The sequence below is a fragment of the Mesorhizobium sp. M1078 genome (assembly GCF_040318615.1).
In the GTDB taxonomy this organism is placed as follows: domain Bacteria; phylum Pseudomonadota; class Alphaproteobacteria; order Rhizobiales; family Rhizobiaceae; genus Mesorhizobium.
The window spans coordinates 167,926-181,026 of record NZ_JAMYMP010000003.1 but is presented as its reverse complement, the minus strand read 5'-3'; the positions used below and the strand labels follow the sequence as shown (position 1 = coordinate 181,026).

Below are 13,101 nucleotides of genomic sequence, written 5' to 3'. Positions count from 1 at the left end.
ATTCCTTTTACCTCAACGAGCAACCTAGTGCTGTCGGCAACGAAAGCGAGACCTGCCGCCAGTGCGCGAGGCGCGATTGCCGAGACACGCCCGCTTGTCTCTGCACGAACGGCCAGAAATGTTCCATGCGGCGCCGGAACTCGCCGGGCTCGTAATGGTTATCGGTCATCCGATTGGAGTGATCAAAAATGCCTGATAATGAAAACCATCGCGAGACCGGCGCAACGAAGTACCCGGCTAGAACAGGTCCTGATCCTTCGGATGCGTTCTCTCAGGATGCGGCCGGCAACAAGAAACCCAAGAGTGGGGTCGGTCTGACGCGGCCAGTCAATGAGGTGGATGACAAGACGCACCAATCCGATGGCCAGAACGCCCCGGCGAGGCCGGGCGGCGGAAACACGGTCAAGCCATGAACGTTGCCAATCTTCAGCTTGAAGGGTTGATGATGGCGGTCGCGTCAATCAACAACCTGCTCGTTCACAAAGGTCTGCTGTCAATTGACGAGATCGATACCGCCCTGCGAAAGGCAGAGGCGTCCATGACAAATGACGAGCGGACCTACGAAGACATGTCACCGGCCAACCGTGACGCGATCTGCTTCCCGATCCGGCTTCTGCAGATCGCAAACAACGCGCAAGGCGAACTGGACATCCCACCATTTTCAGAGCTTGCAAAAATGGTTGGGCAAACCAAGGAACCTTAACGTCAGCGGTGACGACACCTGTAGTCTCCGTGAAGGCCTCATTTGACGCCGATGCCACTCTTAAGCGGAAAAGCAGCATCGGCGTCGTCTCGGCTATGAACCGAACCAAATCTCACCCACTGCGTTGAGTCCCGGCGTTGCGTCATTAGTCGGGGCACTTCCATGAAAACGGGCGAGCTTTCAACCTACCGGGCCAAAAGGGATTTCGCGAAGACGAAAGAGCCCAGCGGCGAAAGCTCGATTGCGGGTTCGAACCGACTCCGGTTCGTCATCCAAAAACACGCGGCCACGCGGCTGCACTATGATCTTCGCCTCGAGCTTGGCGGGGTCTTCAAATCATGGGCTGTGACCAAAGGTCCATCACTGGATCCTCACGACAAACGACTTGCCGTGGAGGTTGAGGATCACCCGCTGGAGTACGGCGACTTCGAAGGCACGATTCCCAAAGGACAATATGGTGGCGGCACGGTGCAGTTGTGGGATCGCGGATATTGGGAACCGGAAGGCGCCATGTCTCCCGAAAAGGCGTTGGAAAAAGGCGACCTGAAATTCACGCTGCAGGGCAAGCGCCTGCATGGAAGTTTCGTCCTAGTGCGCATGAAGCATGACCGCAATGGCGGGAAGCGGACCAACTGGCTGCTGATCAAACACCGCGACAAATACGCGACAGAGGGCAATGGCGATGCGGTGCTGGCTCAGGATCGATCCGTCGCCTCGGGTCGGAGCATGGAGAGGATTGCAGCGGGGAAGGGGGCAGGTCCGAAGCCGTTCATGATGAAAGGTTCATCGTTGGCCGATGCGGATGCCGTTTGGGACAGCAAGCGCGGCCATGCCGACAAGCGCGCCGCCAGGTCGGCAAAGCCTGCTCCGCGGCCGAAGCGAGCCGCTGGTGCCTCAGCGGCGAAGATGCCCGACTTCATCCCACCACAGCTTTGCGCGACGCTCTCCCGGCCGCCGGCCGGGACGAACTGGGTTCACGAAATCAAGTTTGACGGTTATCGCGTCCAGTTGCGCGTGGAAGACAAGGACATCGCGCTTAGGACCCGCAAGGGTCTTGACTGGACGGAGAAATTTGGCGCCATCGCAAAGGAGGCCGCCAGTCTTCCCAACGTCATCATCGACGGCGAGATCGTAGCGCTTGGCGAGAACGGCGCGCCCGATTTTGCCGCACTGCAGGCAGCGCTGTCGGAGCGCCGGACGAAGGACCTGATCTACTTTGCCTTTGACCTGCTCTTCGCAAATGGCGTCGATCTGCGAAAGATGCCTCTCTCACAACGGAAGGAACGTCTGAGCGAGATGCTCGGCGAAGTCGATCGCGGCGAGCAAAATCTCATCCGCTATGTCGAGCACTTCAGCAATGGCGGCGACGCGGTGCTGCGTTCTGCCTGTCGCCTGTCGCTTGAGGGGATTGTCTCCAAAAAGGCCGATGCGACCTATGTTTCGGGGAGGACCGACACCTGGGCAAAATCGAAATGCCGCGCCGGGCATGAGGTGGTCATCGGCGGCTGGTCGACGACCAACGGCAAATTCCGGTCATTGCTCGTCGGCGTCAATCGCGGTGAACATTTCGCCTATATCGGCCGTGTGGGGACCGGGTTCAGCGAGGCAAAGGTCAAGCAGCTGATGCCCAGGCTGCAGGAGATGAAAGCCGCGACGTCGCCGTTTACCGGCGATGGCGCACCGAAAAGGAATTCAACCGTCTTCTGGACGAAGCCGGAATTGGTCGCGGAAATCGAGTTCGCCGGCTGGACCGGGGGTGGCAATATCCGGCAGGCCGCCTTCAAAGGCCTGCGTGAAGACAAGCCCGCAAAAGACGTCGAGGCCGAGCGTCCAGCTGATCCTCAAGAGACGCCGATTGCCGACCCTGCCAAGGTGACTGGCAAGACAGGAAAAAGCCCGGTTGTCATGGGCGTCATCATTTCCAAGCCGGACAAGCCGCTTTGGCCGAATGCCGGCGACGGTCAGCCCGTCGACAAGCTCGATCTTGCAGAATATTTCGAGACCGTTGGCCCCTGGATGATCAGACATATCAAAGGTCGTCCCTGTTCACTCGTGCGCGCGCCGGATGGCTACGCCGGCGAGCAGTTTTTCCAGCGCCACGCAATGCCAGGCACATCCAATCTGCTGGAACTGGTGAAAGTCTTCGGCGATCACAAACCGTATCTGCAAATCGACCGCGTCGAGGGTCTGGCCGCGATCGCCCAGATAGGCGGCCTTGAGCTTCACCCCTGGAATTGCCAGCCGGGTCATCCCGAAATACCTGGCCGACTTGTCTTCGACCTTGACCCTGGTCCGGAAGTCCCTTTTGCGAAGGTGGTCGCGGCTGCCAAGGAAATGCGCGATCGTCTCGAAGATCTGGGCTTGGTGAGCTTCTGCAAAACCACGGGCGGCAAAGGCTTGCATGTCGTGACGCCATTGGCGGCCCAACGCAGCAAGACGACATGGGCCGAGGCCAAGGCCTTCGCAAAGGCCGTCTGCATCCAGATGGCGGCAGACAGCCCGGATCTCTACCTCGTCAACATGGCCAAGAAGCTGCGGACATCCCGGATTTTTCTCGACTATCTCAGGAATGATCGCATGGCGACAGCCGTCGCCCCTCTCTCCCCTCGCGCCAGGGAAGGCGCGACTGTATCCATGCCGCTGACCTGGAGTCAGGTGAAGGCGGATCTCGATCCGAAAAAATACACCGTTCGCACGGTCCCGGGCCACCTGAAAAAGACCGTCGCCTGGGCTGACTACGACGATGGCGAACGGTCGATCAGCAGTGCCATCAAACGGATTGGTTCAGCCAAGCTCGCCGCATGACGACGTCGGTTCGCGCAAGAACGCGATGACGGCTGCGGCTACCGCGTCGGCTGCTTCTTCGGCCATATGATGTCCGCTTTCGATCGGTTGGCCCTTCAGTTCGGTGGTCCAGGGTCGCCAAACATCGAGCACGTTGCCGTAGAGTGCCTCAAGGTCATCGCGGGCGGACCAGAGCGCCAAGGTCGGGCACGCGACCCGGAGACCAGCTTTCCTGTCGTCGCCATCGTGCTATTGGTCGATGGCCAGACCTGCCCGATAGTCTTCAAGCATGCCGTGAACAACATTCGGATCGTGGATTGCGTCCTTGTAGTCGATATAGGCCTCAGCCCCCATGGACTCGGCTGAGCCGCCATACCATGCGTCAGGATCGGCCATGATTGCGCGTTCGGGCTTGTCCGGCTGTGCGAAAAAGAACCAATGCCACCAGAGCTTCGCAAAGCGGGCGTCGCAGCGTTCGAGGGCTTCCAGGATAGGGACGCTGTCCATGACGATCAGATGGCTGATCGCCGACGGGTGATCCATGGCTGTTCGGAACGCTGTGTAGCTGCCGCGGTCATGGCCTGCGATGGCAAACCGGCGAAAGCCGAGATGTCCCATGAGAGCAATGCAGTCCCTGGCCTTGGCACGCTTGGAGGATCCAGCATGGTCCACGGCGTCCGCCGGTACCGAGGACTGGCCAAAGCCCCTCAGATCGGGGCAGACAACTGTGTGGTCGGCGGCGAGAAGTGGGGCTACCCGGTGCCAGGTAACGTGCGTCCGAGGATGGCCATGCAGCAAAAGAAGCGGCGGGCCTGAACCTCCATACCTGACTCGCAGTGAGGACTCGGGCAGATCCACGGTCTCTAGCTTGAATCCTTCAAACATCCGCTTCTTTGTCGTCAGACTGTGAAAACAAGTCCCGCATGTCCATCTTCAACCCACGCCGGTGAAATTGGTTTCGGGCATTTGTCCGTTTGGAGATCTCTCTCATTCCAATGGTTCGGCCGCCGTTCCGCCAGCCCTGGCGCTGGCTTGCAGGTACGACGCCCGAGATCCAGCCTCCTGCCTCACCGGTCTCTGGGATTGCCCAGGGCGGGGTCGCGCGCCCGGGTGTAGCCCTCGACGCGAGGCAAACCGTCATCCATCCTGATAAACGGCAGCCGCATTTCCCAATAGGCCTGGGCTTGGGGATGGTACTTCTCGGGCGCGTCCATGAATCCGATCGAGATGTAGAACTCATTTGGCAAGCCTTCATCGGTGTACCCAATCGAGGTGCCACATTCCGAACAGAAGGAGCGCACGACGCCCCTGGTTTTCGAAAATGTTTTTGGTTTGGAGCCGAGCCAATCGACCTGATCTGGACGATAGCCAATCCAGATCGTCAGTGGGCTGCCGATCGCTCGTCGGCAGTCATCGTCGTGGTCGAAACAAATCCAAAAGGGATCGCCACTGAATTCAGCTGTGATGGCTCCGCAAAAGCAATGCCCTCGATCAATCCGGGCCGGTTTTCTGACCGTCGTTCGGGGTTTGTCGTCCATGGTAATCTTCCGGCCAGCGTGGTGGCGTAACGCCGCGGACGGCAAGCAGTTCCTTTGGACGTCACAGAGCCGCAGATGCGCGCAACCGGCGGGCTGCTGGTCAATATCATTTGAGGCAGATCAGGCCTTAATTTGTTGGGAACATTTTTTCAGGTCCGCACTTTGTTCGCCGTCTGACCAAAGGAGGCGACCTTGAAAACACGACGCGTCGACAGGGAAAAGATCGAGAGGGCGGATCGAGAAGCCAAGGTGCTGTTGGAAGCGGAGCGGCATGCCAGGGAAGCCAAGACGGCGCGGCTTAGAGAACAGCGACAGTTGTTGGAGGCATCGATAGCGCAGACCCCGCCCGCGCCCGTAGCCGCAAAGCAGCCGCCCCGCCAACGAAAGCCGACGCGCAAGGTAATCGAGGTGGACTGACGGTTTGGTCACTTGGGGCTTTTGCCAAGGTGGGGAGTTGATATGACAGGGCAGGGGATCCGGCAGCATGAATACCAAAGCGGTAAGTCCGGCCGTCGCCAAAGCGGCTGCTCGGCGTGCTGGATCGGGGTCTCATCACCGGTGTGTCCGACGACGATCCTGCGAGAGCCGCTGAAAAAGGCGCCCGAGCGGGCCGAGAACCAGCGAATCCGGCTGGACACTTACGTCGGGAACAATCGCACGCGCGGACCGTTCCCCAAGCGATCTTCACGCTCAGGATTTGCTCTTGTTGCAGCGACCGGATGAAATTCTCAACGAGGCTTCGCAAACGGTTGGTGACCCTCTTGAGCGCGACGCCGTAGGTGGGGAGCCAACTGGCGATCGCGCCATCCCGCGTCGTCTGGTTGTCGTCTCGAACAGGCTGGGGAACATTCGCGATCTGTCGCAAGCCGGCGGACTTGCTGTAGGCATCGGGGATGCGTTGGCCGAGCGTGGAGGCCTGTGGCTAGGAGCAAGCGCCGAGTATCAGGACTACGCCGCGAGCGACGAACCGCTAATCCGCTTGGAACGCGTGGGAAAGATCGAGACGGCTGCGCTTACCCTGCCGTATGAGGAGTATTCGCTCTATTACAATGGCTATGCCAACAGCACGCTGTGGCCGCTTTTTCATTACCGACTCGACCTGGTGAACCACCGGGCAGAGTTTCTACACGCCTACCGGCAGATCAATGCGCGGTTCGCGAAGGCGCTCGCAGGACTGCTGTCGGGCAACGACGACCTGGTGTGGGTTCACGACTACCACCTTATCCCCTTGGCCGCCCAGTTGCGGCGGCTGGGAGTCCGGAATCGGATCGGTTTCTTTCTTCACATACCCTTCCCGCCGCCTGACCTGTTTGTAGCCACGCCCGACCATGAAGAACTCATCGATGATCTGCTTCAGTATGACGTCGTGGGATTCCAGACCGAAACGGACGTGGGGAATTTCCGGCGCTCAGTGCAGGCGGCCAACTCCATTACTTTTGATATCAATGGTTCGGCTGAGATGAACGGCCGCACGGTGTTATCGAGGTGTTTTCCGATAGGCATCGACGTCGATTCAATCGCACGCATGGCCAATGAGGCGGCGGAGGATGTGCAGATCGATTCCATGCGCCGCCAGATTCTGGGCCTCAAGCAAATCATCGGCGTCGATCGGCTGGACTACTCCAAGGGTCTCCCCGGCCGCATGCAGGCTTTCGCGCGTCTTTTGGAAAGGCATCCGGAACACGAGCGGGCGGCAACATATTTGCAGATTGCGTCGCCGACGCGCGAGGAGGTCAGCGCCTATGCCGACATCCGGGCCCAGCTCGAGGCAACCGCCGGCGCGGTCAACGGAAGATACGCGGATTTGGCTTGGACCCCGATCCGCTACATCCACCGTGCCGTATCACGCTCTCGGCTTGCTGGCCTGTTGCGCGCTAGCCAGGTCGGATTGGTCACGCCCCTGCGTGACGGAATGAACCTCGTCGCCAAGGAATACATAGCCGCGCAGGACGAAGCCGATCCCGGAGTGCTGGTATTGTCGCGTTTTGCGGGTGCGGCCGAAGAACTTGCCGAATCCTTGATCGTGAACCCGTATGCGGTCGACGAGGTTGCTGACGCGATCGCAAAAGCGCTCGCGATGCCGCTTGAGGAAAGAATTGCAAGGCATAGTGCACTGCTCAAGCGCATCACGCGCAATGACGCAGCAGAATGGCGGCGGTCATTTCTCGCCACGCTCGCGGGCGAGAACTAGCGCCTGGCATCGATGCCTGAATCCGTCCGTGTGTCACGCGTCCCACACGGTCATAGCCCGGCCATAACCCGGCTTGCCTAGCAGTTCGAGAGGCCTTGAAGCTGATCAGTACCTTGTCAGCCCGCATCAGAAACTTTTCGCTCGTTACCGGAAGCGCGATAGCCCGCCTCAATCGGTGGACTATCGAAGGTTCCACGGAACACACCGCCGGTCCGGTCGTTTGGGCTCTGATAGGAGATCTGCGATGACAAGGAACCCCACGCGAAAGGACAGTGATCTCTCTGAAAAAGAGGCAATCAAGTTGGCCGAAGTCACCGACGTGTCACCTGGGCAGGCCAAAGAGCTTGCAGCCGAGCACGGCAAAGACGGCGCCAAGAAGGAAGCAAGAAATTACAAGGCGGAGGGCTGACTATGGCGGCCAGTGGATCCGCAAACGACAGAGACGCACGAGCCACCCTCTACGCACAAGGAGTAATGGAAGCCGAGCGTAAAGCGCGGGAAGAGAAAACGGCGCGATTGCGCAAAGCCCGTTTGGCGCATGAGGCGGTCAATCCGCCTGCACCCGAGCAGAAACCGGCAGTGCCGGAAACGCCAAAGCGGATCGCCAAACCAGGCAGCCGAAAAGCTGGAGAAGATTAGCTTCAGCTTTCTTCAGCTGTGCCGGTGGCCGGCGCCTGGGAAGAGCAGACCGTGCGGTCGATCTGCACGATAAATTTGTACCTCATCGAACGACACAAAGGAGTCCAGTGATGACGGAGCATGTGTCCCGGAAGGAAGAACAGCGTGGCACCCGAAATGTACTCGGGTGGGGCGTCGTCATTGCGGCTGTGATCTTCGTCGCCCTGCTAGCCTTCTTTGTGTTCATACCCCTTTCAGGCGGATCGTGGCAGACATCGCCAGTAAAGCGCACCCCGGAACAGAACCAAGGCGGCAATGCCCCCGCCGAGACATCACCCGCGCCCGGCGTTAAAAAGAACCCGCAAGAAAATACCGAGATGCCAGGGCAGCAGTGATCGACCTTGGGCTGCGACCCAAGTTGGCCCTGATCTTCCTGGTCGTCTCATCGGCGTCGTGATGGGATCAGGGCCTTTTTCTGGGCGCAGGAACCGCTGAGCTATTGAGACTGGGTTTCGCCCACATCGAGCGCAGACAGATTACCGCAGCAGCATGGGTCTGGCGAACGAGGCGATGACGCCATCGTGGAACTCGAGGCAAATCAAGATGCCTAGCTGCAGGCCGTTCAGTTGGGATTTTTCAGCTGCTTTGACAACAGCAGTTGCTGCTGCAGCTCAAGGGCGAGCTTCAACAGCCGTTCAGGTGTTTCCTCTTCCGCGATTTCGTCGAGCAGCGCTGCGAGTGCGTCGCCCTCAACAGGATCGCGGAATGAGTCAGGTTTGGTTTGCGGAGGTTTGGCCACGAGGATTTCTAGCAGGAATGCGGCCGTATTTGCAAGACGAAGCGAAGCGCTCTTGGGGAGGGGTACCGTAGCGGGGGCGGTCGACAGGGCGGCCTGCGGCAAACTATCGGACAATCTTAATTCATGATGCCAGACCTGTCGTTGCGGAGCACCTCCTCCATGAGTGTATTGAGCCATTCGCTCAAGGGAAGGTCATGCCGCGTCGACAACCGCTCCTCCAGCGCCGCCTTCAATGTCCGTTCCACGAGGCGATCGGCCGCTTGTGGGTCGCCTAACAACAGCCGCGCGGACAGCCTCAGTTTTGGAAGAGCGCGGAAAACGTTGTCTTCACCAAGCGCTGTTGATTGCGCGGCGAGGATCCCGGCAACCGTCCTGAACCCGGCCGGCTTGGAGAGGTTTTGGGTGTACCGGAACCGCTCCGGTAGGGTGATCTGATCGTTTCCGGAGAAGAATACGAACGGGATGCCTCTGTCCGTCAGCTCATCGGCGAGGGGAAAAACAGTCTCACCGTTGAGGTCGATGTCCAGCACCGCCCCGTCCGCTGAATCGATATATCGTCGAGCCCGGCTGACTGACGACACCGGCCCCAAAACGGTCGCCCCACAATCGCTGAAATAAGAGGCAAGTTCGCTTGCCAGCAAGAATTCGTCCTCGACGAGCAGAATTCGCATGCCTAATAACATAGCAGCCCTCCGGGCTTTAAACGGCGGTCGCGTCCATCGGTTCCGTGGCTATCGGCGGTGCGGGATGGGAATTCGACCAGGAACGGTTTACACATTGGATCGAAATCAGCGCTGCCGCGTTGCATTTCACTGAAGCAGGACAATTGATGCAAAAGCTGCCGAGGTTCCCCATAGTCGGTATTGGCGCCTCTGCGGGCGGCATTGCCGCCATGGAGGGATTTTTTCGCGGGATGCCGTCTTCGAGCGGGATGGCGTTCGTGATCGTCACGCATCTCAGCCCGGAACGGGAAAGTCTGCTGCACGAAGTGATTGCGCTTTACACCGGAATTCCGGTTCGTGTCGCTGAAGATGCAATGGATATCCATCCTGACACCGTCTACGTGATGCCGCACAACGCGATCCTCACCATCGAAAATTCCAGCCTAAAGCTGCGCCAACCGAATTCGGTGTCCAGGGAGCGCAAGCCCATCGATATCTTTTTCAGCGCGCTGGCCGAGGATCAGGGCGAATACGCCGTCGGCGTCGTCCTGTCGGGCGGCGATTCCGACGGTACGTTGGGCATCAAGGCAATCAAGGAGCATGGCGGCCTGACGCTGGCGCAACTCTCCGACGAGTCGGGTCCGAGCAATCCCGACATGCCGCGCAGCGCGATCAGTTCCGGTCTGATCGATATCGCCATCCCGGCCGATGAGATGGGTGCGAAACTCATGGAATTTGCCCATAGCTTTGAACTGCTCGACGAGCTTGAAGCTGACGATGGCAAGGCCAGTGCTTTGAAACTCCGCAAGGGCCAGGAGGAAATCTACGCGATCCTGCGCAGCCATTCGGGACATGATTTCTCGGGCTACAAGGCCAAGACGTTCTTGCGTCGCGTCAGGCGACGCATGCAAATAACGCAGAACACCGCGATCGATGCCTATATAGAGTTGCTTCGTTCAAATGCGGAGGAAGTGCGGTCGCTGTTTCGCGACCTGCTGATCAACGTGACAAATTTCTTCCGCGACACGGACGCTTTCAAGACCCTGGAAGAAACCGTCATCCCCAAACTTTTCGAAGGCAAGGACGCCAACGATACGATCCGCGTCTGGGTGCCCGGCTGCGCAACCGGCGAGGAAGTCTTCTCGATCGGAATGCTGATGCGCGAGCATATGGATACACTTTCGGCTGTGCCGCGCATCCAGATTTTCGCCACGGACATCGATGACGCGGCGTTGGGCATCGCACGTTCGGCGCGCTATCCGGAGTCATTGCTTGCGGGCGTTTCGCCTGAACGTCGCGAACGCTTCTTCAGCAATGACGGCACAAGTTTCATCTTGAGCAAGAGCGTACGTGATCTCTGCATCTTCTCGGCGCACAGCGTCATCCGCGATCCACCCTTCTCGCGCATGGACATGGTGTCGTGCCGGAACCTGCTGATCTATTTCGGCCCCGATGTGCAAAAGCAGGTTATTCCGACCTTCCACTATTCGCTGAAGCCCGGCGGCTATCTGTTCCTTGGCACCTCCGAGAGCATAAGCCAGCATGCCGATCTGTTTGCACCGGTCGACAAGAAACAACGGATATTCAAGGCACGAGAACATACGGCGCCGCCGCGGCTGCCGATCTTGTTGAATGCTGCGCCTGCAAGCAACTTTTCCAGCGCCAATGACACTCATGCCCGCCGCGGCTTGTCTTATTCCCTAAGGCAAACCGTTGAAGCCCATGTTCTCGAACGCTACGCTCCGGCCCATGTCGTCATCAATGGTGATGGAGATGTCGTCTATTACTCGGTCAGAACCGGCAAATATCTCGAGCCGCCGCAAGGGGTGCCGAGCAGACAATTGCTCACAATGGCACGCAGCGGCCTGCGTCTGGAACTGCGCGGCGCTTTGCGGGAAGCGGCCGAAGGCCGGCGCACGGTTGTGCGCGAAGCGATAGCCATTGAAGAAGATGAAGATCGGGTCCAGTTCGTCACATTGACGATCGAGCCCTTGGTTGATCGCGGCAGCGGCGAGCCGCTGTTTCTCGTCCTGTTCGAACCGGTGGGCCAGCCGCAGCCGCGGCTGGAGGCTCTAAAGGTTCGTCAGCCATCCGGGATTGCTGATTTCGAGCGCGAACTCCGCGATACGCGCGAGCGCCTGCAATCGACGATCGAAGAATATGAGACCGCATTGGAGGAGTTGAAATCTTCCAATGAGGAACTCGTCTCGGTCAACGAAGAAGCCCAGTCCTCCAATGAGGAGCTTGAGGCCTCCAAGGAAGAAATGCAGTCCCTCAATGAGGAATTGAACACCATCAATGCCGAACTGGTTTCCAAGATCGAGGATCTCGATCGTGCCAACAGCGATCTGAAGAACCTGTTCGAGAGCACACAGATCGCGACTGTTTTTCTCGATACCAAGCTGGTTATCCGCAGCTTCACGCCGGCGGCGTCTTCGTTCTTCAATTTGCTGCCGACCGACATCGGAAGACCGCTTACCGATCTTGCCAGCCGGCTCGATTATCCGCACCTGCGCGACCATATCGCGCAGGTTTTCAGGGCCGGCGAGATGATCGAGCACCAGCTACCGCGCGATAGCGACGGCATCCACTATCTCGTGCGGCTGATCCCCTACCGCGACAGCGTGCGGAAAATCCAAGGTGTGGTGGTGACCTTTGTCGATGTGACGACCATGGCTGAAGCCGAAGCCCACCAGCGGGTATTGATCTCGGAACTCAATCATCGGGTCAAGAACATGCTGGCCGTTACGGTCAGCATTGCCAGTCAGACCCTGAAAAATGCTCCCTCTTCGGAGGCTTTCGCCGAAGCGCTCATCGGTCGCCTGCGCGCCATGGCGCGGGCCTACGGAGTGCTCTCGCGCGAAAGCTGGAAAGAGGTCTCGGTAGAGGAAATCGTGCGGCAGGAAGTCGAGCCGTTCGGGCTGGAACGCATCAACACCACAGGCGAGGACATTCGGCTCAAGCCTCAGCAGGGCCTGTCGCTTGGCATGGTGATCCATGAACTTGCCACGAATGCTGGAAAATATGGCGCCTTGTCCGTGCCAAACGGCGTGGTGTCCGTGACTTGGTCGGCGTCGGATCACGGTTTTCAGCTCGAATGGTTAGAAAGCGGCGGTCCCGCTGTCACTCCACCTGAGAAGACGGGATTTGGTCTTTCGCTGGTAAAAGGCGAAATTGAGTATCGGCTTGGCGGAAATTTTGAAACATCTTTCGGTTCCGATGGTTTGAGCTTGCGGATTGAGTTTCCGTTTGATCATCGGGAGAGCGAAACGTGACTGCATCTCGTATCCTTATCGTCGAAGATGAATGGCTGGTCGCGGAGGAGCACCGCGCAATTCTGGAAGAGGCCGGCTTCGCCATCGCCGGGCCAGTGCCGTCCGTTGCTCGCGCGAAAAAGCTGATCGAGAGTGAAGTCATATCTGCCGCGGTCCTGGACATTGGTCTCGGCGGCGAGACCAGCGCTGCCCTTGTCCCTCTTCTAGCGCAACGCGGAATTCCGTTTGTTTTCGTCAGTGGGTACACGGCATCCGACATCCCGCAAGATTTGCGTCATCACAAGATGCTGTCAAAACCCGTGTGGGCTGCTGCGCTGGTCGAGGCCGTGCGAAATATGCTCGGTGTTCAACCGACGTCTTTGGCAAGACACCAGGACAGCGGAACGGTGCCAACCCAACGAGAAGCCCGGTAACGCACTTCTCGTGGGACAAAGACACTGGTTTTTCACCAGATATGCGACGACATTCGGGTCCAGGCCCGAGACGGCGTCGCCGGCAGGTGCCTGCGATCCGGCCGGCACGATTGACATG

The 13,101-nt window shown here is 58.9% G+C and carries 12 protein-coding genes and 1 pseudogene; 9 read left to right on the top strand and 4 right to left on the bottom strand.

Features of this window, described 5'->3' with window-relative positions:
- The first annotated feature begins 188 nt into the window (after positions 1-188).
- From NKH38_RS07235 to ligD, 3 genes are all read left to right on the top strand, one after another.
- Positions 189-413 carry a hypothetical protein gene (locus tag NKH38_RS07235; RefSeq protein ID WP_156933724.1) on the top strand — a complete coding sequence of 75 codons (225 nt, stop codon included), beginning with the start codon at positions 189-191 and terminating at the stop codon, positions 411-413.
- Positions 410-703, top strand: a complete 294-nt coding sequence (locus tag NKH38_RS07230) for a hypothetical protein (protein WP_352761802.1) — start codon at positions 410-412, stop codon at positions 701-703. Before NKH38_RS07235 ends, NKH38_RS07230 begins: the two co-directional genes overlap by 4 nt.
- 162 nt (positions 704-865) lie before the next feature.
- A complete protein-coding gene (gene ligD, locus NKH38_RS07225; protein WP_352761803.1) occupies positions 866-3,508 on the top strand; it encodes a DNA ligase D in 2,643 nt (880 codons plus the stop codon).
- On the opposite strand, the pseudogene NKH38_RS07220 reads toward ligD, so the two are convergent.
- Positions 3,488-4,372, bottom strand: a pseudogene (locus NKH38_RS07220) (alpha/beta fold hydrolase). The gene ligD and the pseudogene NKH38_RS07220 overlap by 21 nt on opposite strands.
- A gap of 182 nt (positions 4,373-4,554) precedes the next feature.
- Positions 4,555-5,025 carry a GFA family protein gene (locus NKH38_RS07215; protein WP_352518767.1) on the bottom strand — a complete coding sequence of 157 codons (471 nt, stop codon included), beginning with the start codon at positions 5,023-5,025 and terminating at the stop codon, positions 4,555-4,557.
- Between the two features lie 703 nt (positions 5,026-5,728).
- Here NKH38_RS07215 and NKH38_RS07210 point away from each other — a divergent pair.
- The 4 genes from NKH38_RS07210 to NKH38_RS07195 all read left to right on the top strand — a co-directional run bounded on the left by NKH38_RS07210 (position 5,729) and on the right by NKH38_RS07195 (position 8,229).
- On the top strand, positions 5,729-7,216 hold the full coding sequence (locus NKH38_RS07210) for an alpha,alpha-trehalose-phosphate synthase (UDP-forming) (protein WP_245261363.1): 1,488 nt from the start codon (positions 5,729-5,731) through the stop codon (positions 7,214-7,216).
- A gap of 244 nt (positions 7,217-7,460) precedes the next feature.
- A complete protein-coding gene (locus NKH38_RS07205) occupies positions 7,461-7,625 on the top strand; it encodes a hypothetical protein (protein ID WP_023668056.1) in 165 nt (54 codons plus the stop codon).
- 65 nt (positions 7,626-7,690) lie between these two features.
- Positions 7,691-7,855, top strand: coding sequence for a hypothetical protein (locus tag NKH38_RS07200; protein ID WP_198026950.1), 165 nt, complete (start codon positions 7,691-7,693; stop codon positions 7,853-7,855).
- A 110-nt stretch (positions 7,856-7,965) separates the two neighbouring features.
- The gene (locus NKH38_RS07195; protein WP_023681159.1) at positions 7,966-8,229 is read left to right on the top strand and encodes a hypothetical protein; all 264 of its coding nucleotides are present in this window, start codon (positions 7,966-7,968) and stop codon (positions 8,227-8,229) included.
- Positions 8,230-8,456: 227 nt separating this feature from the next.
- Here the strand turns inward: NKH38_RS07195 and NKH38_RS07190 are convergent, their stop codons facing one another.
- The gene (locus NKH38_RS07190; protein ID WP_031197822.1) at positions 8,457-8,747 is read right to left on the bottom strand and encodes a hypothetical protein; all 291 of its coding nucleotides are present in this window, start codon (positions 8,745-8,747) and stop codon (positions 8,457-8,459) included.
- Positions 8,748-8,749: 2 nt separating this feature from the next.
- On the bottom strand, positions 8,750-9,304 hold the full coding sequence (locus tag NKH38_RS07185; RefSeq protein WP_050588792.1) for a response regulator: 555 nt from the start codon (positions 9,302-9,304) through the stop codon (positions 8,750-8,752).
- Positions 9,305-9,462: 158 nt separating this feature from the next.
- Between NKH38_RS07185 and NKH38_RS07180 the strand changes: the two genes are divergently transcribed.
- Positions 9,463-12,570, top strand: coding sequence for a CheR family methyltransferase (locus NKH38_RS07180; protein WP_023687842.1), 3,108 nt, complete (start codon positions 9,463-9,465; stop codon positions 12,568-12,570).
- On the top strand, positions 12,567-12,983 hold the full coding sequence (locus tag NKH38_RS07175) for a response regulator (RefSeq protein WP_023696326.1): 417 nt from the start codon (positions 12,567-12,569) through the stop codon (positions 12,981-12,983). Before NKH38_RS07180 ends, NKH38_RS07175 begins: the two co-directional genes overlap by 4 nt.
- The last annotated feature ends 118 nt before the right edge of the window (positions 12,984-13,101 follow it).

Coding starts and splice junctions, on each gene's coding strand:
- NKH38_RS07230 (WP_352761802.1), top strand. CDS start 410: ATGAACGTTGCCAATCTTCAGCTTGAAGGGTTGATGATGGCGGTCGCG.
- NKH38_RS07195 (WP_023681159.1), top strand. CDS start 7,966: ATGACGGAGCATGTGTCCCGGAAGGAAGAACAGCGTGGCACCCGAAAT.
- NKH38_RS07180 (WP_023687842.1), top strand. CDS start 9,463: ATGCAAAAGCTGCCGAGGTTCCCCATAGTCGGTATTGGCGCCTCTGCG.
- NKH38_RS07185 (WP_050588792.1), bottom strand. CDS start 9,304: ATGCGAATTCTGCTCGTCGAGGACGAATTCTTGCTGGCAAGCGAACTT.
- NKH38_RS07235 (WP_156933724.1), top strand. CDS start 189: ATGCCTGATAATGAAAACCATCGCGAGACCGGCGCAACGAAGTACCCG.
- NKH38_RS07200 (WP_198026950.1), top strand. CDS start 7,691: ATGGAAGCCGAGCGTAAAGCGCGGGAAGAGAAAACGGCGCGATTGCGC.
- NKH38_RS07205 (WP_023668056.1), top strand. CDS start 7,461: ATGACAAGGAACCCCACGCGAAAGGACAGTGATCTCTCTGAAAAAGAG.
- NKH38_RS07215 (WP_352518767.1), bottom strand. CDS start 5,025: ATGGACGACAAACCCCGAACGACGGTCAGAAAACCGGCCCGGATTGAT.
- ligD (WP_352761803.1), top strand. CDS start 866: ATGAAAACGGGCGAGCTTTCAACCTACCGGGCCAAAAGGGATTTCGCG.